Origin of the sequence: Amycolatopsis rifamycinica (genome assembly GCF_000695625.1) — a bacterium.
Lineage (GTDB): Bacteria > Actinomycetota > Actinomycetes > Mycobacteriales > Pseudonocardiaceae > Amycolatopsis > Amycolatopsis rifamycinica.
Genome location: NZ_JMQI01000046.1, coordinates 42,729 through 66,040 on the forward strand (window position 1 = coordinate 42,729; position 23,312 = coordinate 66,040).

General features: G+C 70.8%; 16 protein-coding genes. 6 read left to right on the plus strand and 10 right to left on the minus strand.

The genetic code is table 11. From position 1 onward, the window contains the following. Positions 1-133: 133 nt before the first annotated feature. The 9 genes from DV20_RS21570 to DV20_RS21610 all read right to left on the minus strand — a co-directional run bounded on the left by DV20_RS21570 (position 134) and on the right by DV20_RS21610 (position 14,124). Complete coding sequence (locus DV20_RS21570; RefSeq protein ID WP_235190907.1) at positions 134-2,134, minus strand: family 43 glycosylhydrolase; 2,001 nt, start codon at positions 2,132-2,134, stop codon at positions 134-136. Positions 2,135-2,250: 116 nt separating this feature from the next. Then, positions 2,251-3,582, minus strand: coding sequence for a glycoside hydrolase family 43 protein (locus DV20_RS21575; RefSeq protein ID WP_200876473.1), 1,332 nt, complete (start codon positions 3,580-3,582; stop codon positions 2,251-2,253). A 59-nt stretch (positions 3,583-3,641) separates the two neighbouring features. Continuing rightward, the gene (locus DV20_RS21580; RefSeq protein ID WP_200876472.1) at positions 3,642-5,039 is read right to left on the minus strand and encodes an endo-1,4-beta-xylanase; all 1,398 of its coding nucleotides are present in this window, start codon (positions 5,037-5,039) and stop codon (positions 3,642-3,644) included. A gap of 37 nt (positions 5,040-5,076) precedes the next feature. After that, positions 5,077-6,078, minus strand: coding sequence for a cellulose binding domain-containing protein (locus tag DV20_RS21585; RefSeq protein WP_043783070.1), 1,002 nt, complete (start codon positions 6,076-6,078; stop codon positions 5,077-5,079). 164 nt (positions 6,079-6,242) lie between these two features. After that, positions 6,243-6,989: a GH12 family glycosyl hydrolase domain-containing protein gene (locus tag DV20_RS21590; RefSeq protein WP_235190908.1), complete on the minus strand. Its 747-nt coding sequence runs from the start codon at positions 6,987-6,989 to the stop codon at positions 6,243-6,245. 154 nt (positions 6,990-7,143) lie between these two features. Continuing rightward, positions 7,144-8,232 carry an SGNH/GDSL hydrolase family protein gene (locus DV20_RS21595; RefSeq protein ID WP_043783074.1) on the minus strand — a complete coding sequence of 363 codons (1,089 nt, stop codon included), beginning with the start codon at positions 8,230-8,232 and terminating at the stop codon, positions 7,144-7,146. A gap of 63 nt (positions 8,233-8,295) precedes the next feature. Next, positions 8,296-10,269, minus strand: a complete 1,974-nt coding sequence (locus tag DV20_RS21600; protein WP_043783076.1) for an alpha-L-fucosidase — start codon at positions 10,267-10,269, stop codon at positions 8,296-8,298. A gap of 11 nt (positions 10,270-10,280) precedes the next feature. Next, positions 10,281-11,747, minus strand: coding sequence for an arabinofuranosidase catalytic domain-containing protein (locus DV20_RS21605; RefSeq protein WP_043783078.1), 1,467 nt, complete (start codon positions 11,745-11,747; stop codon positions 10,281-10,283). 19 nt (positions 11,748-11,766) lie between these two features. After that, complete coding sequence (locus DV20_RS21610; RefSeq protein ID WP_043783079.1) at positions 11,767-14,124, minus strand: RICIN domain-containing protein; 2,358 nt, start codon at positions 14,122-14,124, stop codon at positions 11,767-11,769. 372 nt (positions 14,125-14,496) lie between these two features. On the opposite strand from DV20_RS21610, the gene DV20_RS21615 reads away from it, so the two are divergent. The 5 genes from DV20_RS21615 to DV20_RS21635 all read left to right on the plus strand — a co-directional run bounded on the left by DV20_RS21615 (position 14,497) and on the right by DV20_RS21635 (position 21,331). Then, a complete protein-coding gene (locus tag DV20_RS21615; protein WP_235190909.1) occupies positions 14,497-15,240 on the plus strand; it encodes a FadR/GntR family transcriptional regulator in 744 nt (247 codons plus the stop codon). A gap of 97 nt (positions 15,241-15,337) precedes the next feature. Beyond that, positions 15,338-16,708, plus strand: coding sequence for an RICIN domain-containing protein (locus DV20_RS21620; RefSeq protein WP_051736084.1), 1,371 nt, complete (start codon positions 15,338-15,340; stop codon positions 16,706-16,708). A 4-nt stretch (positions 16,709-16,712) separates the two neighbouring features. Continuing rightward, complete coding sequence (locus DV20_RS21625; RefSeq protein ID WP_043783083.1) at positions 16,713-17,741, plus strand: LacI family DNA-binding transcriptional regulator; 1,029 nt, start codon at positions 16,713-16,715, stop codon at positions 17,739-17,741. Positions 17,742-17,773: 32 nt separating this feature from the next. After that, a complete protein-coding gene (locus tag DV20_RS21630; protein ID WP_043783085.1) occupies positions 17,774-19,216 on the plus strand; it encodes an arabinofuranosidase catalytic domain-containing protein in 1,443 nt (480 codons plus the stop codon). A 270-nt stretch (positions 19,217-19,486) separates the two neighbouring features. Then, positions 19,487-21,331, plus strand: a complete 1,845-nt coding sequence (locus tag DV20_RS21635; RefSeq protein WP_043783087.1) for an RICIN domain-containing protein — start codon at positions 19,487-19,489, stop codon at positions 21,329-21,331. 21 nt (positions 21,332-21,352) lie between these two features. On the opposite strand, the gene DV20_RS21640 is transcribed toward DV20_RS21635, so the two are convergent. Further along, positions 21,353-22,534, minus strand: a complete 1,182-nt coding sequence (locus DV20_RS21640) for an oxygenase MpaB family protein (RefSeq protein WP_043783089.1) — start codon at positions 22,532-22,534, stop codon at positions 21,353-21,355. Positions 22,535-22,709: 175 nt separating this feature from the next. On the opposite strand from DV20_RS21640, the gene DV20_RS21645 reads away from it, so the two are divergent. After that, positions 22,710-23,312 (plus strand): TetR/AcrR family transcriptional regulator (locus tag DV20_RS21645; protein WP_043783092.1); only part of this gene is annotated, 603 nt, incomplete at its 3' end.

Consider the following 23,312-nt stretch of genomic DNA (forward strand, 5'->3'; position numbering starts at 1 on the left):
CTCGCGCAGCGAGGTCGTCGGCACGGTCGGCATGGTCCGGAGTATGCCGCACGGTGCCGGATCTCCGTGGTGGTGCCCGGGCACGGCGCGGCGCCCGGTTCCGCCGGAGGAACCGGGCGCCGCGACGCGCCGGCTACGGCGTCGTCAGGTCGAACCGCTGGAGGGTGACCGCGCCGCCGAGCGCCTGGGTGGCGTGGTTGAAGACGGCGAAGCGGTAGCCCATGAAGAACTGCCAGGCGTTGTTCAGCGTGAACGCCGTGCCCAGCGGGGTGAAGGTCACGCCGTCGGTGCTGTAGGAGAACCGGGCCTGGCGGCCACTGCCCGGACGGATGTCCGCGTTGACGCGCAGCCAGATCTTGCTGCCGGAGAGGGCGGCGCTCGCCACCTCCGTTCCGGTGCCGGTGGTGTTCCAGTTGCTGTCCATGGTCAGCCCGTTGACCATGACGATCCGGTTGCGGCCGCTGTCGCGTTTGACGCCGATGTACGCCGACGAGTCGCGCAGCATCGCCAGGCCGGTGCGGTCGCCGTCGCGCATCGACGTCAGGTCGAGCGTGGCGGTGGCCGTGGAGGACGGGCCCTGGATCCGGCGGGTCACGGTGTTGCGGGCGGAATACAGGTCGTTGGTCACCGTCGCGGTGGACAGCTTGAGCCCGTTGCCGACCGAGAACTTCGTGGTGTCGGGGTTGTGGTTCCACTCCCACTGCGGACTCAGCGCCGGACCCGGGAAGGTGTCGGTGCCGGTCATCGGCTCGACCTGCCGGGGTGGTGGCGGCAGGTTCGGCTTCGGGTACGTCGTGCCCCAGCGGCCGTTGACCGTCTGCAGCCGCGGCCAGCCGTCGGCCGTCCAGGTGACCGGGGCCAGCGCCGGGACGCGGCCGCCGGGGTAGGCGTCGACGAAGGCCAGGTAGTACCAGTCGCCGTTCTGCGTCTGCACCAGCCCGCCCTGGTGCGGGACGCCTCCGCCGGAGATCGGGCCCGGCAGGTCCAGCAGCACCTGCTGGATCGTGTACGGCCCCCAGGGGCTGCTCGCCTTGAGGATGTACTGGCCGTTGGCCGGGCGCGTCACGAAGATGTAGTAGCTGCCGTTCCGCTTGTAGAACCGGGAGCCCTCGAGCGTGCCGATGTTCGACGGCGTCTGGAACACCTGCTGCGAGCGGACTTCGGTCTTCCCGTCCTTGGAGAGCTGGGCGACGCTGAGGGTGGTGTTGCCGTAGGCGACGTACATCGTGTCGTCGTCGTCCACCAGCATGCCGGCGTCGTAGTAGCACTTGTCGATCGTCGTGTGCTTCGACCAGGTGCCGTCCACGGCGGTGGCGGTGTAGATGTAGGTCTTGGCGAAGTCGATACAACCGCCCCAGTAGTACGTGTCGTTGCTGGCGCGGTGGTTGAAGAACGACGCCCAGATACCGCGCACGTACCCGCGCCCGCCGCTCATGTCGTACTTCGCGCCGAAGTCCAGCTTGGGCACTGAGTGGCCGGCGAACTCCCAGTTCACCAGGTCGTAGGAGCGCAGGATCGGCGCGCCGGGGGAGTAGTGCATGGTCGAGGCGGAGTAGTAGTAGGCGTTGCCGACGCGGATGATGTCGACGTCGGCGAAGTCCTGCCACAGCACGGGGTTGGTGAACGTCGACGGCTGGTTCGGGGTGGTCGTGGTGGTCGGCGTGCTGGGTGTCGTCGGCGTGGTGGGAGTGGTCGGCGTGGTCGGGGTCGTGGGCTCGACGCCCCCGGTGCACACGGTGCCGTTGAGCCGGAACTCCGCCGGGACCGGGTTGGCCGAGGTGAACGAGCCGTTGAAGCCGAACTCCGCCTTCCCGCCGGTGGGCAGGGCGGCGTTGTAGGTGACGTTCTTCGCGCTGACCTGCGTTCCGGCCTGGGTGATGGTCGCGTTCCAGTGCTGGCCGACCTGCTGGCCGTCGGCGAACGACCAGTCCAGCGTCCACCCGTTGAGCGCGTCACCGAGGTTGGTGACCGACACGGACGCGCCGAAGCCGCCCTGCCATTCGGAGGTCTTCGTGTAGGTGACGGAGCACCCGGCCGCGGCGTGCGCGGCCGGGGTCGCCACCAGGACGGCGCCGGCGAGGCCGGTCGCGGCGAGCAGGGCCGAGACGGCCGCCCGTGATCGTCGTCGTGACACCACGTGTGTCCTTTCCGGTCAGCAGGGGGAGTTGGTGCGGGTGAACCCGCCCGGCCACCGGGAAGGCGCCGGGGCCGGGCGGGGTGGGGACATGGTTTTCCTTCAGGGGGAGGGGATCAGGCGGAGAACTGCCACCAGTTCACGTTGAACAGGTAGCCGCTGCCGCCGGTGAACCGCAGGACCAGGTCCTGCGTGCCCGTCACGCCGCTGACCGGGCAGGAAACCGACGTCCACGTCTGCCAGCCGCCGGTGCCGGGCACCGTGCAGCGGCCCACGACGGTGCCGGTGGCGCTGCCCAGCCGCACCTCGATCGTGCCGCCGGAGCTCGCCGAGGCGACCCGGGCGGTGAACGTCTTCGCGCCCGCGCCGAAAGCGACGTTGCGGACCTTGACGTTGTCGCCGTTCTCGATCCAGCCGATGTTCATGCCGCCTTCGGACGCCGGCTCGGTCTCGATGCCCGACTCCCAGTTGATCGTCTCCGCTTCCTGCCGGACGAAGGGGTTCAGCGTGTCGGCAGGCGGCGGCCCGCCGGTGGTCATGGTGATGGTGGGGATGCTGCCGTCGGCGTTGTAGGCGAACTTCTCCACCGACACCGAGCGGGTGTAGCCGCCCCCGCCCGGCAGGGCGCCGTTGTGGTAGAAGAAGTACGAGCTGCCCTTGTAGTCGACGATCCCGGGGTGGTTGGTGAAACTGCTGCCCTGCGTCGGCATCACCGTGCCGCGGTAGGTCCACGGCCCGGTGGGGCCGGGCGAGGTGGAGTAGGCGATGAACTCCGAGCAGCACTTGGCCGCGAACACGTTGTAGTACGTGCCGTTGCGCTTGTAGACCCAGGGGCCTTCTTCGTAGAGCGTCGGGCGGCTGCCGCCGTTGGGTCGCGTGCCGAACCCGGCCGTGGTGAGCGGGATCTGGGTGATCCCGCCCGAGTACGACGTCATGTCGGTGTTGAGCCGCACGTACGACAGGTTGGGGTTGCCCCAGTACAGGTACGCCTGGCCGTTGTCGTCGATGAACACCGTGGGGTCGATCTCGCCGTTCTCGACGAGCGGGTGGCCGATGGCGTCGCGGAACGGCCCGGTGGGGCTGTCCGCGACGCCGACGCCGATGGCCATCCGGCCGGTCGCCCGGTTGACCACCGGGACGTACCAGTAGAACTTGCCGTTGCGCTCGACCGCCTGCCCCGCCCACGCGTCCTGTTTGGCCCAGCTGAACGTCGCCAGGCTCATCGGGGAGCCGTGGTCGGTCCAGTTGACCATGTCCGCGGACGACCAGACCCGCCAGTCCTTCATGGTGAAGTAGGTCGAGCCGTCCTCGTCGTGGCCGGTGTAGAGGTAGACGCGGCCGTTGTGCACCAGCGGGGCCGGGTCGGCGGTGTAGATGTGCTGCACGATCGGGTTGTCGGCGTGCGCGGTGCCGGGCAGGAGCGCCATCGCGCACAGGGCCGCGGTCATCCAGGCGAGCACGCGCTTTCGGTGGTGCACGGTGGTCTCTCCTTCGTCGGGGTAGCGGGTCAGCTCGCTGCGCAGGTCGACGTGATGCCCTCGGCACTGCCGGTGCCCTGGAAGCCGAACTCGGTCGACTGCCCGGCCGCGACGTTGCCGTTGTAGGAGACGTTGGACCAGGTGACACTGCCGCTGGTGCCGCTGTTGGTGGCACTCCAGGAGCTGGTCACGGCCGCGCCGCCGGGCAGGTCCGTCGTCACCCGCCAGCCGGTGAGGCCGGTGCCGCCCGCGGTGACCTTCACCGTGGCCACGAACCCGCCGTTCCAGGAGTTCAGCGAGATCGAAGCGGTGCAGCCGCCCGGGTTCGGCGTGGTCGGGGTCGTCGGGGTGGTCGGCGTCGTGGGCGTGGTCGGAGTGGTGGGAGTCGTCGGGGTGGTCGGCGTGGTGGGCGTGGTCGGGGTGGCGGAGTTCAAGGCGTCGAGAACGCTGTTGTAGGCGGGCTTCTTGTTCCCGTTGCCGTCGAACAGCAGCGGGTTCGCCCCGGTGCGCCAGGAGTCGGTGTCGCGGATGCCCCAGGTGGTGATGCCGGCGCAGCGGGCGACGGCCAGGCAGGCGCGGGTCACCGCGGCGTAGGCGTTGGCCTGGTTGCTGCCGGAGATGTCGAGCTCGGTGATCTGGACTTCGACGCCGAGGTCGGCGAACCGCTGCAGGTTGGCCTGGTAGTCACCCGGCGCGGAATTGGTGAGGTGGGACTGGAAGCCGACGCAGTCGATCGGGACGCCGCGGGACTTGAAGTCGCGGACCATGTTGTAGATGCCGGTGCTCTTGGCGTTGACGCCGTCGGTGTTGTAGTCGTTGTAGCAGAGCTTCGCGCCGGGGTCGGCGGCCCGCGCGGCGCGGAAGGCGGCCTCGATCCAGTCGTTGCCGGTGCGCTGCAGGTTGGAGTCGCGACGGCCGCCGCTGCCGCCGTCGGCGAACGCCTCGTTGACGACGTCCCAGGCGTAGACCTTGCCCTTGTAGTGGGTGGCGACCTGGGTGACGTGGTTCATCATGGCCTGGCGCAGGTCGGAGCCTTCCATCCGCTGCGCCCAGCCCGGTTCCTGCTGGTACCACAGCAGCGCGTGCCCGCGCACCCGCTTGCCGTTGCTCACGGCGTGGTTGAGGATCCGGTCGCCGCCGCTGTAGTTGAACTGCCCGCGGTTGGGCTCGGTGGCGTCCCACTTCATCTCGTTCTCGGCGGTGACCATGTTGAACTCCCGGTTGAGGATGTTCACGTAGGTCGAGTCGCCGAGCTTGCCCGCGGCGACGGCGGTACCGAAGTACCGGCCCGACTGGGCCGCGGCCGCGCCGAGCGTCGAGGCCGCGCCGTCGGCGGACGTGGCGAGCACCAGCGAGACGCCGAGCGACGTCGCGAGGAAGGCCGAGGCCAGTGCGGCGCGGGTGAAGGACCGCGATGTCGTTTTCATGTTCACACCTTCGTTTCGTGGGGGACGGGGTGCCCCGTCACGGGCTGGTACAGGTGACGGTGGAGAGGCTCGGCGCGCCGGAGCCGGACGCGAGGAAGCCGAAGGTCGTGGTGGCGCCGGCGCCGAGGGCGCCGTTGTAGGCGACGTTCTTCACGGTGACCGGGCTGGTGCCGCTCGCCGTACCGCCCCAGACCTGGCCGACGCTCTGGCCGCCGGGCAGGGTGAACCGCACGGTCCAGCCGTCGAGCGCGGCCGTGCCGGTGTTCGCGACGGTCACTTCGCCCTGGAAGCCGCCGTTCCAGGTGCCCACGACCCGCGGCGTCGCGGTGCACGGGCCGTCCCCGGCCGGGGGCTGCGGGTCCCCGCCGATGCTGCCCGGTACCGCCTTGAGCGCGTTGTACCAGGTGGTGGCCATCTTGCTGTAGCCCGCCGCGTTGGGGTGGATGCCGTCGGGCAGGTCGGCGATGGCGACCGCGGGGTACATGTCGACCAGGTGCACGCGCTTGCCGGCGGCGGCCTTGGCCCGCATGTCGGGCGCGATCGCCGCGTTGAACGTGCGGACGGTCTGGTCGGCGAACCGGATCGGGATGATGGTGGCGACGAAGACGTCGGCGTCCGGGGCCAGGTTCGTGATCCGGTCGACCAGGGCCGACAGCCGCCGCGGCGCGCCGGCCGGGTCGCTGCCGTACATGTCGTTGGTGCCGATGTGGAGCAGGATCGTGCGGGGGCGGTAGGTGTTCAGCCACCCGGTGACCGATCCGTCGACCTGGGCGATGGTCCAGCCCGGGTGGCCTTCGTGGTTGCGGTCGGGCATGCTCGACGGCCCGTCGGCCAGCGAGCCGACGAAGTCGATCGAGCGCCCGTCGGCCCGCAGCTTCGCGCCGAGGTCGAGGCGGTAGCCGCCGATCGAGCCGCCCTGGGTGATCGAGTCCCCCAGCGGCATGACCGGCACCGCGGTCGCGCTTTCCGCCGCCGCGGGAGCGACGAACAGCGCGGCGCAGGCCGTCAGCACGCCGGCGAAGACAGTGGCGAGTTTCATCGGTGAATCCTTAGGAGGCTGCGGATCCGGGTGTAAATTTCATTTCGCCTGCTTCGGGAAACTTTCAGCCGTGCGGTTTCCGGGAATTCGCGCTGAATCACGTTAGCGCTAACATCCCGGCGCGGCGAGCGGCCGGGCGTCGGGAGGACGCCCGGCCGCCTGCCCTAGTTCACGCTCGTGGAGAACGAGTTGACCGCGAGGCCGACGCCGCCGCTCCACGGCTCGAACCCGGCCTGGACGCTCGTGAGGTACCAGGAGCGGTCGACGCGCGTGCGGTTGTCGACGTCGTTGACGAAGTCCAGCACGTTGAACGACCAGCCCGAGAGGGTGGACTGGGCCACGTAGGACACCACGTCGTTGCCGCCGTTGTTCCCCTGCCACACTTCCCAGCCGCGGCCGCCGATGCTGGTGGTGCCGACCCGGCCGCCGACCGGCTGCACGCCGCCGGTGCGGTTGAACCAGATCATGATCTCCATCTGGTTGACCCCGTTGGTCTTCGGCGTCGGGTCCAGCCAGATGTCGTAGGAGGCGTCGAAGACGCCGCCGGCGTAGGTGTAGGAGATCGAAGACGGCACGCTGCCGATCCGGCTGAGCTGCCGGGGCAGGGGCGAGCCGGGGGAGCAGTTCGAGTAGTGGCACCCGAGGTAGACCGCCGGGTAGGACAACGGCGCGCCGCCGCTGGTGGAGCCCTGCTGGGTCTGGATGCGGAAGCCGCTGCCGGTGACGTTGATGCACTGCTGTGCACTGCTGCCCCACCGGTTGTTCATCACGACGTACCGGCCGCCGATGGTGGTCGTGCCGTACTGGTCGCAGATCAGGGTGTCCGCGTGCGCGGCCGGGGCGACGGCGACCGGCGCCGCGAGCCCGGCCGCGGCGAGCAGCGCCGCGGACAAGGCGTTCCTCAGTTTCATCGGTCTCCTCCACGTCGTTGTGGCGTTTTCTGGGAGCGCTCTCAATCTGAAGTGGTATCGATGTAACCACAGCGACGCGCTGGTGCAAAGAGGTTCTCGGTGATCGATTTTCGGAGTGCGTTCTTCTTGGGCCGTGAAATGAGAGCGCTCCCGGTCAGGACGCGGCCCGCAGCGTCCATTTCTGGTTCGGCTGCCCGTTGCAGGTCCACAGGATCAGCTTGGTGCCGGCGGCGGTGCCCTGCCCGGTCGCGTCGAGGCACCGGCCGGACTGCACGCCGGTGATCGTGCCGTCGGCGCCGACGGTCCACTGCTGGTTGGCCTGGCCGGAGCAGGTCCAGATGATCACCGGGGTGCCGTCGGCCGTGCCCCGCCCGGACGCGTCCAGGCACTTCGACCCGAAGGCGGTCAGCTGGTTGCCGCTGGGTGTCCAGGGCGCTCCGGCGCAGTCCTGCAGCTGCACCGCGGTGCCGTCGGCGGAACCCGGCACGTCCGCGCACCGGCCGGACTGCGCACCGACGAGCTGCCTCGCCGCGGACGTCCCCGGGGTGCCGATGCTGCCCGGCACCGACTTCAGCGCGGTGAACCACGTCCCGGCCATCTTGTCGTAGCCGGCGGCCGTGGGGTGGACGCCGTCGATCAGGTCGGCGGCCGTCAGCGCGGCGTGCATGTCGACCAGGTGCACGTGCTTGCCGGCGTTCTGCTTGCTCTGCACCATGCCGGGGATCGTGGCGTTGAAGGTGCGGCCGGCGGCTTCCTGGCCGCTGTTCCCCATCGGGATGATCGTCGCGACGAAGACCTCGGCGTCCGGTACCGCCCCGGTGATGTGGTCGACCAGGGCCGACAGGCGGGCGGGGGCACCCGCGACGTCGTGGTTCTGCAGGATGTCGTTGGTGCCGATGTGCAGCAGGACCGTGTGCGGGGTGCTCGTGCGCAGCCAGCCGGCGATGTTCGCGTCGATCTGGTCGATGCGCCACCCCGGGTGTCCTTCGTGGTCGTGGTCGCCGAGCGAGGCCGGGCCGTTGGCCTGCGAGCCCACGAAGTCCACCTGGTACCCACCCGCGGTGACCCGCTGCCAGAGCCCGATCCGGTACCCGCCGGGGACCTGCGTGCCTTCGGTGATGGAATCGCCGAGGGGCATGACGCGGACCCCGCCGTTCGATTCGGCCGCGGCCGGGGCGGCCGGGAGCAGGACGCCGGTGAGCAGGGCCGCCGCCGCGGCGAGCCACCTGAGTTTCGTGCGCATGGTGCTCCTTTCGGTTCCCCCCGCGAGGGCACTTTCCCGTGAAAGTGCCCTGGGCCCGGGCCGTCACACGCCGGTGATGGTCCACTGGTTGTTCGTGCTGCCGTTGGGCGTCCACAGGCCCACACTGGAGCCGGCGGTGGTGCTGCCCATGCCGTCGAGCGCCGTGCCGGTGGCCCGGTTGACGATCTGGTACCGGCCGTTGCCCAGGCTCGTCGGCTTCCACTGCTGGCTGGTGGCGCCGGTCCACGCCGTCTGCGCGCAGGTGGCGCCGTTGGCGGTGTTGCCGCGGCTGTCGGCGACCATCCCGTTGGTGCGGTTGACGATCCGGACGTACCCGCCGCCCGCGTCGGTCAGCTGCCACTGCAGGTTCGTGCTGCCGTCCCAGTTCCACTGCTTGAGCGGGGAACCGGCGGCGACGGTGCCGCCGCCGTCCAGCACGAGACCGGTCGCGACGTTGGCGATCCGGGCCCAGCCGGCCGGCAGGGGACCGGAACCGGGCGTGGGGATCTGGCCGGAGAAGGTCAGTTTCACCACGTACGCCGGCGCGTCGAACGGCGGGGTGGCCGACGGCAGCTGCACCCGCAGCGCGGAGGCGTCCTGGACGGGAGCCGGCAGGGTGGTGGCGGTGCCGGCGTCCGGGCCGAGCAGCTGCGCCGACACGAGGTTGCCCAGGTTGATCCGGTTGGCGCCGAGTGTCGTGATGGGGAAGGTGCTCCCGGGCCAGCCCAGCACGGTCGCGTACAGCACGGTGCCGTCCTTGCTGCGGGTGAACCGGACGTCGGTCCTGGTGCCCTCCACCGGGGTGGTGAACGAGCCGCCGCCCATCTTCGTCGGCCCCTCGCCGTACACGGCCCACGCGCGGGTCCCGTACACGGACTCGCCGAACCGCTTGAGGTAGCTGCCGATGCCGAGCAGGACCGAGCGCTGGCCGGCCGGGATGGTGCCGTCGGCCATCGGGGCGATGTTCAGCAGCATGGTGCCGTTCTTGCTGACCCGGTCGAGCAGGGAGTGCAGGATGGCCTTCATCGAGTAGTAGCCGATGCCGGTGGTGTAGCACCAGCTGGAGCTGGAGATGCTGTCGTCGGTCATCCAGTAGGGGCTCATCAGGTCGCCCGGCCCGCCGCGTTCGAAGTCGAAGACCTCCCCGCGGTTGTCGAAGCCGTCCTTGTAGGTGGCCACCACGTCCTTGTTCCAGGCGACCGCCTGGTTGTAGTAGCGCGCCAGGAAGTTCAGCCGCTGTGCCTCGTCGACCTGGCTGAGGTTGAAGTCCTGGTACACGAGGTCGGGCTGGTAGCCGTCGACGACCTCCCGGAGCTTGTCGAACCAGAGCTGGTTCTCCGCGGTCCGGCCGTTCTGGCCGAACAGCCGGCGCAGCGACTCGGTGGGCTGGTTCGGCACGTGGTCGTAGTACCCGGTGAAGTGGTACGCGTGGTGCAGCGCCGTCAGCAGCTTGAGGCCCTTCGCGCGGATGGCGTCCGCGTGCAGCCGGAGCAGGTCGAGCTTGGGCCCGGTCTTGACCGAGTTCCACTCGTTGGCACTGCTGTTCCACATCGAGTAACCGTCGTGGTGCTCGGCGACCGGGCCGGCGAACTTCGCCCCGGCGTCGGCGAAGAGCTGCGCCCACTCGGCCGGGTCGAAGTTGCCGCCCGCGGACTTGAGCTTCGGCGCGAACTGCACCCAGTTGCCCGCCTTGTCGCGGGCGCCGTTGATGAAGTTCTGGTACGGCCACGCCGACGGATCGCCGAACACCTGCTTGTGGTGGTTGTTCTCGCTGGACCCGGCGATGTACATGTTCCGCGGGTACCACTCGTTGCCGAACGCCGGGACGCTGAACACGCCCCAGTGGTAGTAGATGCCGAACTTGGCGTCCTGGAACCACTCCGGCGCGGGCGGGTGCTGGTCGACCGACGACCAGCTCGGCGTGTAACCGCCGGGTCCTTCGGTGGCCCATCCGGCGGGGACGCGGACCACGCCGGCGGCCGCGGCGGCGCCGGCCACCACGATCAGCCGGCGCCTCGACAGCTCGAACGGGGACATGGCGGGGCCTTTCAGCTCAGGGACCACTTCTGGTTGTTCGCGCCGGTGCACGTGGCCAGCTGGACGGGGGTGCCGTTGGCGGTCCCGGACCCGGTGACGTCCAGGCACAGCCCGGACTGGACACCGGTGATGGTGCCGTTGGCGTTGAACGTCCAGTGCTGGTTGTTCTGCCCGTTGCAGTTCCAGATGATGATCTTGGTGCCGGGGCTGGTGCCCTGGGCGTTGGCGTCCAGGCACCGCGTGCCGTTGTAGACGGTCAGCTCGCCGCTGCCGCCGCGGGTCCACGTCTGGTTGGTGCCGCCGTTGCAGTCCCAGATCTGCACCGCGGTGCCGGGGTTGGTGCTGATCCCGTTGACGTCCAGGCACTTGTTCGCACCCGCCGCGCGCAGGGCGCCGGTGTTCGTGCTGCCTCCGCCGCCGTAGCCGGCGGCGGTGATGCTGGCCTGCACCGCGTTCTCCGTGGCGTCCGTCGGGAAACCGCTGGTCACGGCCCCCTCGAAGAACTCGCCGACGCCGGAGTTGCTGTTGTCGCCCCCGGTGCCCAGCAGGATGGACGGCTCCAGCTTCATGGGCGAGTAGCCGCGCGGCAGCCCGCCGGAGTACGGCGTGGTGAGGCCGCCGGTGGTGGCGTCACCGTACTTCAGGGTGAAGTTGCTGGTGCCGTTGTTCTTCTCCCAGGCGCTGACGAACGGGTGGTGCACGCCGGGGTTGTTCGGATCCTTGTTGGACCCGGTTCCGGTGTGGTACATGCCGTTCTCGAGGTCGGCCTCGACCCACGGCCCGGTGCCGGTGCAGCCGTTGAACCAGCAGGCGGTGCCCCAGTAGATGGCGTTCATGGTGGCGTTGCCGGTGTCGTTGTGGGAGATCTCGCCGCTGCCGTAGTCGAAGCAGCACCACTGGTTGACGTAGTTCGACGAGGTGATCATGTAGATCCCCTCCGGCTGCGCCCCGACCGGCACGTTCCTGGCGTTGTCGATCCGGTAGCCGACACCCTGCGTGACCTTGATGCCGTACACCGGGTGCCCGCCGACGGTCACCGGCAGCGCCATCGCGTCCGCGCCGATGTCCGACCCGTTCGGGCCGGGGCCCTTCCAGAACCCGCCCCACGAGATCGGCAGGTCGTTGTGGTTCGCGGTCTGGTCGTAGATCTTCGTGACCGTGCACCGGGTCCCGGCGCAGAAGGAGACCTGCGGGGCCGAGTCCGCGACGCCGCCGGCGGCCAGCAGGCCGATGTCGAGGTACTTCTGGTCCGAGGCCCGCTGGATCTGGTACAGCGGGCCGTTGTAGGCGCCGAAGAGGGCGCGGGTGGTGCTGTGCGCCGTGACGCACGGGGTACCGCCGGCGGCGTAGAGGTCGCACGCCTCCTGCGTGGCGGCATGGGCCGCGGCGCCCGTCGCGGCCACCGCGCCGGTGGCCAGGACGACGGCCGCCACAGCGGCCTGCAGAGCTCTGAACAACGGACGCTTGCGGAAGACCATGGCCGAACTCCTCTGTTCGTCAGCCGAGAGTCCACTTCTGGTTGTTCGCGCCGGTGCAGGTCGCCAGCTGGACGGGGGTGCCGTTGGCGGTCCCGGAGCCGGTGACGTCCAGGCAGAGGCCCGACTGGACACCGGTGATGCTGCCGTTCGCGTTGACCTGCCACCGCTGGTTGGCCTGGCCGTTGCAGGTCCAGGTGACGATCTTGGTGCCCGGGGTGGTGCCCTGGCCGGTGGCGTCCAGGCACCGGGTGCTGTCGCCGCTGTAGACGGTCAGCTCGCCGGCGGTGGTCCGGGCCCAGGCCTGGTTGGTGCCGCCGTGGCAGTCCCACAGCTGCACCTGGGCGCCGGGGGTGGTGCTGGCGCCGCTGACGTCCAGGCACTTGCCGAGCGCGCGGACCGGCGAGGCGGCCGGGCTGCTCCCGCCGGTGCCCGCGGCGGCGATGACCTGCTGCGCGCCCGACGGCCAGTTCGTGCCGCTGACCTGCACGTTCCCGGTCAGGACGTTGTTGTGCGGCGGCCCGGTGGCCACCTGGGTCGCCCCGCCGTTGAGCCAGTTGCCGCTGAAGGTGTTGTCGTTGGTGTTGTTGCTGCCGTTGGCGTTGGTGAAGGCCCAGACCCCGGAGTCCTGGATCACGTTGGCCGACACCGTGACGTACCGGGAGCCTTCGTCCAGGTAGAGGCCGACCGTGCGGTTGTTGTCGTAGACGTAGTTGTGGTCGATGGAGCTGCCCGGGTTCGCCGAAAGGTTGTAGATGCTGCCGCCGTCGTGCATCAGCTTCTTCGTGCCGTGCACCCGGTTGTAGCTGACGACGGTGTCCCGCAGCGTCGTCGGCGTCGAGTAGACGGGCTGGTAGTCGTACAGGCCGCGGTTGCGGTAGTCCTGGCTGCCGCCCTGGTCGTTGGCACCCCAGCCCCAGCCGACGTCGATGCCGTCGTAGGTGAGGTTCGAGACGTCGTTGTGCGTGATGACGGTGTGCGTCGCGTAGGTCGAGAGGATGCCGGCCATCTCCCGGTAGTCCAGGGCCACCCGGTTCACCGTGTTGTACGAGATGGTGACGTCCCGGTTCGTCATGGCGGGATTGGCCGGGTGGTGGGCGTCGGGGCGCACGCCGCCGACGACGACGCCACCGCCGGAGTTCTCGGTGAAGGTGTTGTGGTCCACGGTGATCGACGACGCGCCCAGCCCGACGCCGGAGGCGTGGGCGTTCGCGTCGTTGCCGATGCCCAGGGCCACCTGGCCGAGGTGGGTGAAGGTGTTGCCGCTGAAGGTGATCCCGGTGGCCGCCGAGACCTGGACGGCGGCGGGTGCCTGGGCCCAGCTGTTGCGGGCGCCCTCGAACTGACGGCAGCCCGACTGGCAGGACGTGAGGAAGTCACCCGGCATCGGCGCCGCGGCCGGCAGGAACGTGCCGGTCTGCTGGTTGGCGTACCCGACCGACGTGCTGGGCGTGAGCCAGGTGGTGTGCTCGAAGTTCAGGCCCTTGAAGGCGATGCCGCGCACCGGGTCGTCGAGGGTGCCGCCGATCTGCAGCAGCGACGTCAGCCGCGGGAGCTCGACGTCGTGGCTGCCGGGCACCCAGCCACCGGGTGCCTTGTAGTAGAGCTTCCCGGCCTGCGGGTCGAGGTACCACTGGCCGGTGGTCTTGAGGAAGGAGTAGGAGTTCTCGAGGAACAGCTGGCCCCCGCCGAAGGGCTTGGCGAGGGTGTCGTAGCCCCAGTTGTTGTTGTTCCACGCGGGCTGCTGCATGACGATCGACGTGCCGCTGACGCGCTCGACGGGCGAGTACCGGTCGGTGAAGGAGTTCTGGCTCTCCACCTCGATCCGGTTCTGCTGCGGCAGCGTGGCCAGGTAGTTCAGCGACGGGTTCGTGATGGTCATCCCACTGGTGGTGAACTGCACGTCGGAACGGGAGATCGGGATCCCCGCCCGGGGCGCGAGCGCGCCGTCGACGAACAGCTGCCGGGAGTCGGCGCCCTGCGGCACCGGCGCCACCCAGATGTTCTGGCCCGCGTCCTGCACCGACCAGCCGGTGACCTGGCTGCCGCCGGAGAGGACCGGCTTCTGGCCGGGGGCGGCCTGCCAGGTGACGGTGTGGCCGTTCTGCCCGGAGTCGGCGCTGGTGAACCGCAGCGGGGCGGCCAGCCGGTAGGTGCCGCCCGCGAGCTGCACGACGACGTCGTTGCCCGCCGACTGGGCCCGGGCCAGCTGCTGGGCCTTCGCCGGGGTGGCGACCGGCCGGTCGGTCGTGCCGGGATTCGCGTCGTCGCCGCCGGGGGCGACGGCGATCGTGACGGTCGCGGCGTGGGCGGGCGGGGTGACGAGCGCGGTCACCACGAGGGCGGTGACGAGCGCAGCGGCGGCGGTGCGCGGCGGCATGGGCGGGGACCTCTCCGGGGGCGGGCCGGTGGCCGGGGGCGCGCCAAACCGTCCACTGTGGACTGAACGCCGGTGTTCGGCGCTCGGTTGTCGGCGGCGGACGGGTCGGATGTGTACGACTCATCCGGCGCGGCGAGGGGCCGGCATTTTTCGAAAGTTTCGAGGTTGCGGGCCGGTTTTCCGTTGTGGTGTCGGTGATCCATGAGAACAGCGCGCCTGCCCGGCGTCAAGCGAGGATCAGTCTCATTGCTCCGTCTCGCCGCCGCACCGGGCACGGAGGATGTAATTTTCAGGCCGCTTTGACAAAGATTGACCGGGTGGTGGGTTGTCGAGGTAAGGTGCTGCCCGGAGTCACTGAGTCATACTCATAGCGTGACCCGAGACGAGGAAATAGCACCGCCTGTCCCGTACCGCCCCGGCTACGAAGTGGTGGCGGAGCAGATCCTTCGGCTGATCGCCGAGCTGGAGCTGCGGCCCGGCGACCGGATGCCGACCGAGAACGAGCTGGCGGCGCGGATGGGAACCAGCCGGACCATGGTGCGGGAGGCCGTCAAGATCCTCTCGGCCATCGGCCGGGTGCGAGCGCACAAAGGACGTGGACTGTATGTCTCCGACGACGAGGGCATGCTCGGCGAGTCCCGGTGGGGCGGGTTCTTCCTGCCCGCCGATCTCGACCACGTCTACATGCTCTTCGAGTTCCGCCGGATCCAGGAGACGGCGGCGAGCAGGCTGGCGGCGGCCAACGCCACTCCCGCCGAGCTGCGCGCGATCGAGGCCGCCGCCGAAACCTGCCGGCACGGCCACCTGACGGGACAGACCTCGATGTTCGACCGGGGCGACGACGACTTCCACGCCGGGATCGCCGCCGCGTCGCACAACCAGTTCCTCGTCGCGGCCGTGCGCGAGGCCCGCCGCCTGCAACGCCAGTCGAACATCATCGGGATGTCCGGCGCGATCGGCGGGCACGCGGAGGGCGCGCTCGAGGAACACGCCGCGATCTACCGGGCGATCCGGGACGGCGACCCGGACGCGGCGGCCCACGCCGCCGGCGTCCACCTGGACAACACCCTGGAGGACTACCGCCGGGAGATCCAGCGCCGGCTCTTCGGCCGGTGACCGCACTCGCTAGACGTTCCATTGTGGACCCTTACGCTCCCGGGATCTCCCCCGGCCCGGGAGGACGACGACGTCCGTAGACAGAGGGAGCCGTGTGATGGTGAAGAGATCCCTGTTCGCCTCCGCCGTGATCGGAGCCGTGCTCGCGCTGGGGGTGAGCGGCACCGCGCAGGCCGCCCCCGACGGCGCGGACGTGCCGGCCACCGCGGCCACCGCGGCCGCCGGCACCGCGGGGTGCGGGAAGGCACCCGGGCTGGCCAGCGGCAACCACACGATTTCCAGCGGCGGCCAGAACCGCAGTTACATCCTGCGCGTCCCGGCCAACTACGACAACAACCACTCCTACCGGTTGTTCGTCGGTCTCCACTGGCGGGGCGGGACGATGAACGACGTCGACTCGGGCGGGACCGACGGCTACAACTGGTCCTACTACGGGCTCCGCCGGCTGGCCGACAGCTCGGGCAACAACACGATTTTCGTGGCGCCCCAGGGCAACGGCAACGGCTGGGCCAACCCCGGCGGCCAGGACGTCACCTTCATCGACGACCTCCTGCGGCAGGTCGAGGCCGCGCTGTGCGTCGACACCACGCAGGTCTTCGCCGGCGGCTTCAGCTACGGCGGCGCCATGAGCTACGCCCTCGCCTGCGCCCGGCCCACGGTGTTCCGCGCGGTCGCCGTCTACTCCGGGGCGAACCTCAGCGGCTGCAGCGGCGGCACCCAGCCCGTCGCCTACATCGGGATGCACGGCATCGCCGACAACGTCCTGCCCATCTCCTCCGGTCGCCAACTGCGCGACCAGTTCGTCCGGAACAACGGCTGCACGCCGCAGAACCCGCCGGAGCCCGCCGCCGGCAGCCGGACCCACATCGTCACCGCCTACTCCGGTTGCCGGGCCGGCTACCCGGTCGTCTGGGGCGCCTTCGACGGTGGCCACGACCCGGGCCCGAAGGACGGCGGCGGCAGCGGCTGGCAGACCTGGACCTCGGGCGAGGTGTGGAAGTTCATCACGCAGTTCGGCACCACCACGCCGCCCACGCCGCCGGTCCAGACCGGCGTGAACTACCGGCTGACGGCTCAGCACAGCAACAAGCTCGTCGGGATCACCGGCGCCTCGACGGCGGCCGGCGCGCTCATCGAGCAGGAGCCGGCCAACGGCGGGCTCAGCCAGCAGTTCGACTTCGTCGATTCCGGTGACGGCTACTACCGGGTCCGGGCACGCCACAGCGGGCTGGTGCTCCAGGCGGCGAACGCCAACACCGGCGCGGACATCAGCCAGCAGGCCGACACCAACGCCACCGCGCAGCAGTGGCGGGTCGTCGACCAGGGCAGCGGTGCGGTGAGCCTGGTCAACCGGATGAGCGGACTGGCGCTGGACGTCTGGGGCGTTTCGACCGCCGACGGCGCGCGGATCTCCCAGTGGACGTTCACCGGGAACCCCAACCAGCGGTTCCAGCTCCAGCGTGCCTGAGCCCGTGACCGTCGCCGAACCGTCCGGGTTCCGGCCCACGCTGGCCGACGTCGCGCGGGCGGCCGGGGTGTCGATCGCCACGGCCTCCCGCGTGCTGAACGGCTTCCCGCGGGTCAGCCCGGAACGCCGCAAGCAGGTGGAGTCCGCGATGCTGAAGCTGGGCTACGCCCGGCAGCGGGCCGCCAAGGCGAGCAGCGCGCGGCACACCGGCTCGATCGCCCTGGTGGTGTGCGAGGAAGTACCGCGGTTGTTCACCGATCCGTACTTCCCGCGGATCGCCGCGGGGGTCGGCCGGGAGCTGACCGCGGTGGGGGTGCAGCTGGTGCTGCTCACCGTGCCGGCCACCGACGACTACCAGTCGCCGGTGGTGCGGTACCTCGACGGCGGGCACGTCGACGGCGCGCTCGTCGTCGGCATGCACGGCCGCCGCCCGCTCGACCTCGACTGGCTCGGCATCCCGGTGGTGTTCGGCGGGCGGCCGGTCCAGGCGGGGCGGACGGGCCGGCTGCCCTACGTGGACGCCGACAACCAGGGCGGGGCGCGGCTGGCGACCCAGCGGCTGCTCGACGGCGGCCGCCAGACCGTGGCGACCGTCGCCGGGCCGCAGGACATGACCGCGGGCGTGGACCGGCTGCTCGGCTACCGGCAGGCGATGACCCGGGCCGGCCGGTACGACGAAAGCCTCGTGGTGTGCGGCGACTTCGGCCAGGCGTCCGGCGAGTACGCGGCGGCCCGGCTGCTGAGCCGCCGTCCGGACGTCGACGGGATCTTCGCCGCCTCCGACATGATGGCGGTCGGGGTGCTGCGCGCGCTCCGCCGCGCGGGCCGGCGGGTGCCCGAGGACGTCGCCGTGGTCGGGTTCGACGACCTGCCGATCAGCTGCTGGACGGACCCGCCGCTCACCACCGTGCGCCAGCCGGTGGAGGAGATGGGGGCCCGGATGACCGCCGAGCTGCTGGCGATGATCGACGGCGCGGCCCCGCGCCGCTGCACGGTGCTCGACACGGAACTGGTGCCGCGCAAGTCGGCGTGAGAGCACTGTCCGCCCAGGACTGAGGAGGAATCGTGCGCGTGTTCTTGGTGGTGGCCGCGATGGTGGTGACGGCGCTGGCCGGGGCGGTACCGGCTTCGGCGGCGGCCGCACCGCTGGTGAGCGAGGCGTCGGGACGGTGCCTGGCCGTCAGAGGGGGGACCGACGCGCCGGGGACGGCGCTGGAGATCCAGGACTGCGGCGGTCAGGCCGGGCAGGCGTACGAGTTCACCGCGGCGGGCGAGCTGCGCACGGTGAACGGCACGCGGTGCGTCGACGCCTCCGGCAACGGGACGGCCCCCGGGACGGCGGCCATCATCTGGTCGTGCCACGGCGGGGCGAACCAGCAGTGGCGGCAGAACGCCGACGGGACGATCACCGGTGTCCAGTCCGGGCTGTGCCTCGACGTGACCGGGGCCGGGACCGCCAACGGGACCGCGGTGGTCCTGTGGACCTGCCACGGCCAGAGCAACCAGCGGTGGAGCACCGGGTCCACCCCGCCGACGCCGTCCGGCACGGCGCCGTGCGACATCTACGCGTCCGGGGGCACGCCGTGCGTCGCCGCGCACAGCACGGTCCGGGCGCTCTACGGTACGTACGCGGGCAACCTGTACCAGGTCCGGCGTTCGTCGGACAACACGACCAGGAACATCGGCGTCCGGGCGGCGGGCGGCACGGCCGACGCGGCCGTCCAGGATTCCTTCTGCACCGGCACCTCCTGCGTCATCACGGTGGTCTACGACCAGTCCGGGCGCGGGAACGACCTGTGGTACCAGGGATCCAGCGTCGTCCCGGGGTCCAGCCAGAGCAGCCCGGCGAAGGCGACGTCCGAGTCCCTGACGGTCGGCGGGTCGAAGGCGTACTCGTTGTACATCAACCCCGGCAACAGCTATTGGCGCGACGGGCACCTGACGGGCGTGCCGACCGGCAGCGCACCCGAGGGCATGTACATGGTGACCAGCGGGACGCACGTGAACAGCGGCTGCTGCTTCGACTACGGCAACAGCGAGACGACCAGGAAGGCCGACGCGGCCGGCGCGATGGACGCGATCAACTTCGGCACCGAGTGCTGGTTCGGCGGGTGCCAGGGGTCGGGCCCGTGGGTGCAGGCCGACCTCGAGTGGGGCCTGTACCCGGGCGGCAGCCAGCAGTGGAACCCGAACCAGCGGGCGCTGCCGAGCAAGTTCGTCACGGCGATGCTGAAGAACAACGGCACGTCCCGGTTCGCGCTCAAGGGCAGCAACGCCCAGTCGGGCAGCCTCACGACCATGTGGGACGGCGGCCTGCCGGGCGGCTATAGCCCGATGAAGAAGCAGGGCGCGATCATCCTGGGCAGCGGCGGCGACTGCTGCAAGCCCGGCGGCGGGGCGAACCTGAGCGCGGGGACGTTCTACGAAGGCGCGATGGTGGCGGGCTACCCGTCGGACGCGACGGAGAACGCGGTGCAGGCGAACGTGGTCGCCGCCGGATACCGCTGAGCGGACGCGGCGGATGGAAGGGAGTCTTCGAGAACAGCCGGCCGGGTGTCGCTGAGCGGACGCGGCGGACAAAGGGGGGCTTCCCTCGCGGGTGGGCGCGAGGGAAGCCCCTTTTCGCTGCGGTGAACCGGCCGTCGGCTCGCCGCGAACCGGTTCGCCTCCATTTGGCCGATTGTCGGTGAATTGCCTGCAGCGTACGGTCCTTGGTGGTCGAACCGGTTCGATGACGGCGCTCGGCCCTCCGCACGTCCACCGCCAAAGGAGTCGTCAGTGGACCTCTCGCGCCAGCGGCCCCGCGTCCGCCGCGGCCTGGCCGCCCTCCTGATCACCGGGGCACTGACCGGTGCCTCCGCCGTGGTACTCACCGCGCCGGCCCGGGCCGCGGACGAGTCGGTCTCGGTCGACTTCTCCGCCGTCGGCGGCTCGCCCACGTACCGGGCTTCCGGCTGGATCTACGGCATGACCGAGAACGCCGCGGCGCCGCCGGACCACTTCTTCCAGGACGTGCGCTTCCAGGCGATGCGGGCCGGCGGCGCGCAGCTGGACAGCCCGGGCGGCTGGGTATCGGGCCGGTACGACCGGCGGTGGAACGCCACTCGCGCCCAGCTGCTGCGCACCCGCGCGCTCGGCGGCCAGTTCGTCCTGCTGGTGCACGACCTCTGGGGCGCGGACGGCTACCCGATCTCGCGGTTCCCCGGCGACAACGGCGACTGGTCCGACTACGACGCCTTCCTCACCCGGCTGATCGGCGACGTGCGGGCGACGGGCGCCCCGGTCGAGTGGGACCTCTGGAACGAGCCCAACATCTCGCTGTTCTGGAACCGGCCGCAGAGCCAGTACTTCGAAATGTGGCGCCGCGCGTACCAGCGCGTGCGAGCGGCCTTCCCGGCGCACGCGATCGTCGGCCCGAGCCTCGCCGGGGTGCCGTCGACCTCGGCGAGCTGGTGGACGCAGTACCTGGACTTCGTGCGCGGCTCGAACACGGTGCCGGACATCGTGAGCTGGCACTCGCTGCCGGGGGACCCGGTGGCGAACGTCGCCGCGGCCGACGCGTCACTCGGCTCGCGCGGCATCCCGCACCCGCGGCCCTACCAGATCAACGAATACGGGGCGTCGAACGAGCAGAACCCCGGCGACGGTGCCTGGTACATCGCGCGGCTCGAGCGCGCGGGCGCCGACGGGCTGCGCGCCAACTGGGCGAGCGCCGGGAACCTGCACAACGACCTCGCGAACCTGCTCGTCCGCAACTCCGCGGGCCGGTACCTGCCCAAGGGCGAGTGGTGGGCCTACCGCTTCTACGGCTCGCAGACCGGGCAGATCGTGGCCTCGAAGCCCAGCCCGGGCTACGACCCGTTCGCCACGAAGGCGGCCGGAGCGGCGAAGGTCCTCGTCGGCGGGGGCGGCACGACCGGGAACGTCGCGGTCGCCCTGCAGCGCCTGGACACCACCTCCGGCGTGGTCCAGAACAACCAGGTGCGGGTGGTCGTCCAGCGGATCCCGTACAACGGCGGCGCCGCGGTGGCGAGCCCGGTCACCATCCGGGACTCCGTGGTGGCGGTGTCCGGCAACGCCGTGACCGTCGACCTCCCGCACACGACGATCGACGACGCGTTCGCCGTCACCCTGCTGCCCCCGTCGGACGCCGGCTTCCAGTCCGTCGCCGTCGCCCAGCATTCCCAGCTGTGCCTGGACAACACCGACGCCGGCACGGCGGACGGCAACCGGCAGCAGCAGGACTTCTGCGACGGCAACGGCCGTCAGCAGTGGAACTTCCGCCCGGTGCCCGGCGCCGCGGGCACGTACACCGTCGTCAACCAGCAGAGCGGCAAGTGCCTGGAGGTGGCCGGTGCCTCGGCCGACGACGGCGCCGCCGTCCAGCAGCGCACCTGCGCCGACGGCGCGACGAACCAGCAGTTCACGCCGCGCCGGGTCACCTACGCCGGCAACGACGCCCACGACTACCAGCTCGTCGCCCGGCACAGCGGCAAGTGCGTCGACGTCAGCGGGGTTTCCACGGCCGCGCGCGGCCAGGTCATCCAGTGGACGTGCCGGGCGGTCACGCAGAACAGCCCGTTGAACCAGACCTGGCGGCTGTGGGGGCGGGGACCGGCCTGATCGCTCCGGCCCGGCGCCTTCTCAGGCGCCGGGCCGGTTTCCGGTGGGGATCGTGATGGGCGTGCTCGTCGGGGACGTCCCCTTGTCGAGGAACAGCATGGCGAGCGCGCGGACGAACTGGTCGAAGAGGTAGAAGCCCGCCGGGGCGATGGGCAGCAGGCCTTCCCGGAAGGCGATGTACGCGGGCCACCCGGTGCGGATCAGGGTGGCCGCCGCGTAGTCGCGCGGCAGGCCGAGCCAGTCGCCGACCTCGTCGCTGAGCACGTACCGCACGAATTCGTTCAGGAAGCCGCGGGTGACGCCCAGGTCGATCTGGGCGGTCAGGCCGAGCAGGTCCGCGGCGAGTTCCTGGCCTTCGGGTGTCGGGGCGAGCAGCGGGGTCAGCACCTGGACCGACTGCGCGTCCGCCGCGGCCCAGGTCTGCGGGATGAACTCGTCCCGGACGCCGAGGAGGTGGATGGCGACCTGCCACTGGTGCAGGAAGGCGTCCTCGTCCGCCGCGGACATCGGGACGTGCCAGTCCTTGAGCTTCCGGTGCACGAAGGTGCCGAGGCTGTGGAAGGTGACCAGGATGTCGCCGTTGCTGATCGGCACCTGTTCGTCGGCGACCGCCCGCCAGTGCGCCGACCGCGGCAGCAGGTGGCGCACGGCGGCGTGCACCAGGCGCGTCTTGTTGGCCGTGACGACGAACTGGCCGGAGGGCTCGAACGCGCCGGCTTCGCTCAGGTCGTAGCCGAAGGTGAACGTCTTGGCCGCGCGGTCCTGCATGTCGGCGCCGCCCGCGGACCAGTAGACCGACCGGGCTTCGCGCGGGATGACCGTGCTCATGATGCCGCTGCCCAAGCCGTAGAGCAGGAACAGGTAGGTGTCCTTGCGCCGGTTGAAGTCGGCGGCGCGGCGCAGCTTGGCGGGGTCGGCCCAGGAGGGCAGCCGGTTGACGCGCCGGAGCCAGTCGGCGAGGTCGGCGGGCAGGCCGGCCGGCAGCGGATCGGCGTTGTCCGTCCACGACCGCAGCGCGGCGTTGACCGCGGGCACCCGGCCGCCGTCGACGAGCTCCGCCAGCAGGCGGTCGATCTCGTCGTCCCAGACCCACCACGGGTCGGCACCGGCCGTCGACGCCCACGCGGGGACGGCGTTCGCCGCGGTCACCATGCCCAGCGCGACACCGAGCGAAAGGACGTTCCTCCTGCTGAGATTGCTCATTTACTTACCTAGCTTCCTTGATAGGTAGTAGCCGGTCAGACTCACGATGAGCGGTGCTTGAGGAGAGATTCCTCATTAACATAGAAGGTGGCTCGCGCGTCGGCAAGACCCGGCGGGCCTGTGGTTGACTGACACGCATGGCCCGATTCCCGCGCACCCGGCCCCGGCGGCCCCGGTGACCGCCGAGCCGGCCGCGGCCGTCCGGCCCCGCAACCGGCGGCAGCTCATCGTCGAGGCGGGCGCCGCGGTGTTCAGCGAGCGCGGTTACCACGCGGCGTCCATGGAGGAGATCGCGGCGCGGGTGGGCATCACCGCGGCCGCGCTGTACCGGCACTTCCCGAACAAGTACGCGTTGTTCGCCGAATGCGCGAACGTCATGGCGGACCGGCTCGTCGCGGCGCTCGCCGAAGTGCCCCCGGACGCCTCCCTGGCGGAGATCTTCGCCGCCGTCACCCGGGTCACCGTCGCCCACCGCGAGACCGGCGGCGTGTACCGGTGGGAGGCCCGCTACCTCGAGCGCGACGACCGGCGGCTGCTCGCGGCCAAGTTCGCCCGCGTCGTCGAGCGCGTGGCGGCGGCGGTGCGGCGTGAGCACCCCGGGCCCGCCGAGCACCTGCGGGCGGTGGCGGCGCTGGGCGCCATCGGGTCGATCACGACGCACCACAACGCGATCGCCCAGCGCCGGGTCGAAGACCTGCTGCAGGCGGCCGCCCGGCGGGTGGCCGCCGCCGACCCCGCCGCGGCGCCCGCACCCTTCGTCGAGATCCCCGCCCCGCCG

Excerpts from the sequence above, each read along its gene's own strand:
- DV20_RS21590 (WP_235190908.1), bottom strand. The coding sequence starts at position 6,989 with ATGAAACTGAGGAACGCCTTGTCCGCGGCGCTGCTCGCCGCGGCCGGG.
- DV20_RS21610 (WP_043783079.1), bottom strand. The coding sequence starts at position 14,124 with ATGCCGCCGCGCACCGCCGCCGCTGCGCTCGTCACCGCCCTCGTGGTG.
- DV20_RS21640 (WP_043783089.1), bottom strand. The coding sequence starts at position 22,534 with ATGAGCAATCTCAGCAGGAGGAACGTCCTTTCGCTCGGTGTCGCGCTG.
- DV20_RS21600 (WP_043783076.1), bottom strand. The coding sequence starts at position 10,269 with ATGTCCCCGTTCGAGCTGTCGAGGCGCCGGCTGATCGTGGTGGCCGGC.
- DV20_RS21585 (WP_043783070.1), bottom strand. The coding sequence starts at position 6,078 with ATGAAACTCGCCACTGTCTTCGCCGGCGTGCTGACGGCCTGCGCCGCG.
- DV20_RS21605 (WP_043783078.1), bottom strand. The coding sequence starts at position 11,747 with ATGGTCTTCCGCAAGCGTCCGTTGTTCAGAGCTCTGCAGGCCGCTGTG.
- DV20_RS21595 (WP_043783074.1), bottom strand. The coding sequence starts at position 8,232 with ATGCGCACGAAACTCAGGTGGCTCGCCGCGGCGGCGGCCCTGCTCACC.
- DV20_RS21580 (WP_200876472.1), bottom strand. The coding sequence starts at position 5,039 with ATGAAAACGACATCGCGGTCCTTCACCCGCGCCGCACTGGCCTCGGCC.
- DV20_RS21620 (WP_051736084.1), top strand. The coding sequence starts at position 15,338 with ATGGTGAAGAGATCCCTGTTCGCCTCCGCCGTGATCGGAGCCGTGCTC.
- DV20_RS21575 (WP_200876473.1), bottom strand. The coding sequence starts at position 3,582 with ATGACCGCGGCCCTGTGCGCGATGGCGCTCCTGCCCGGCACCGCGCAC.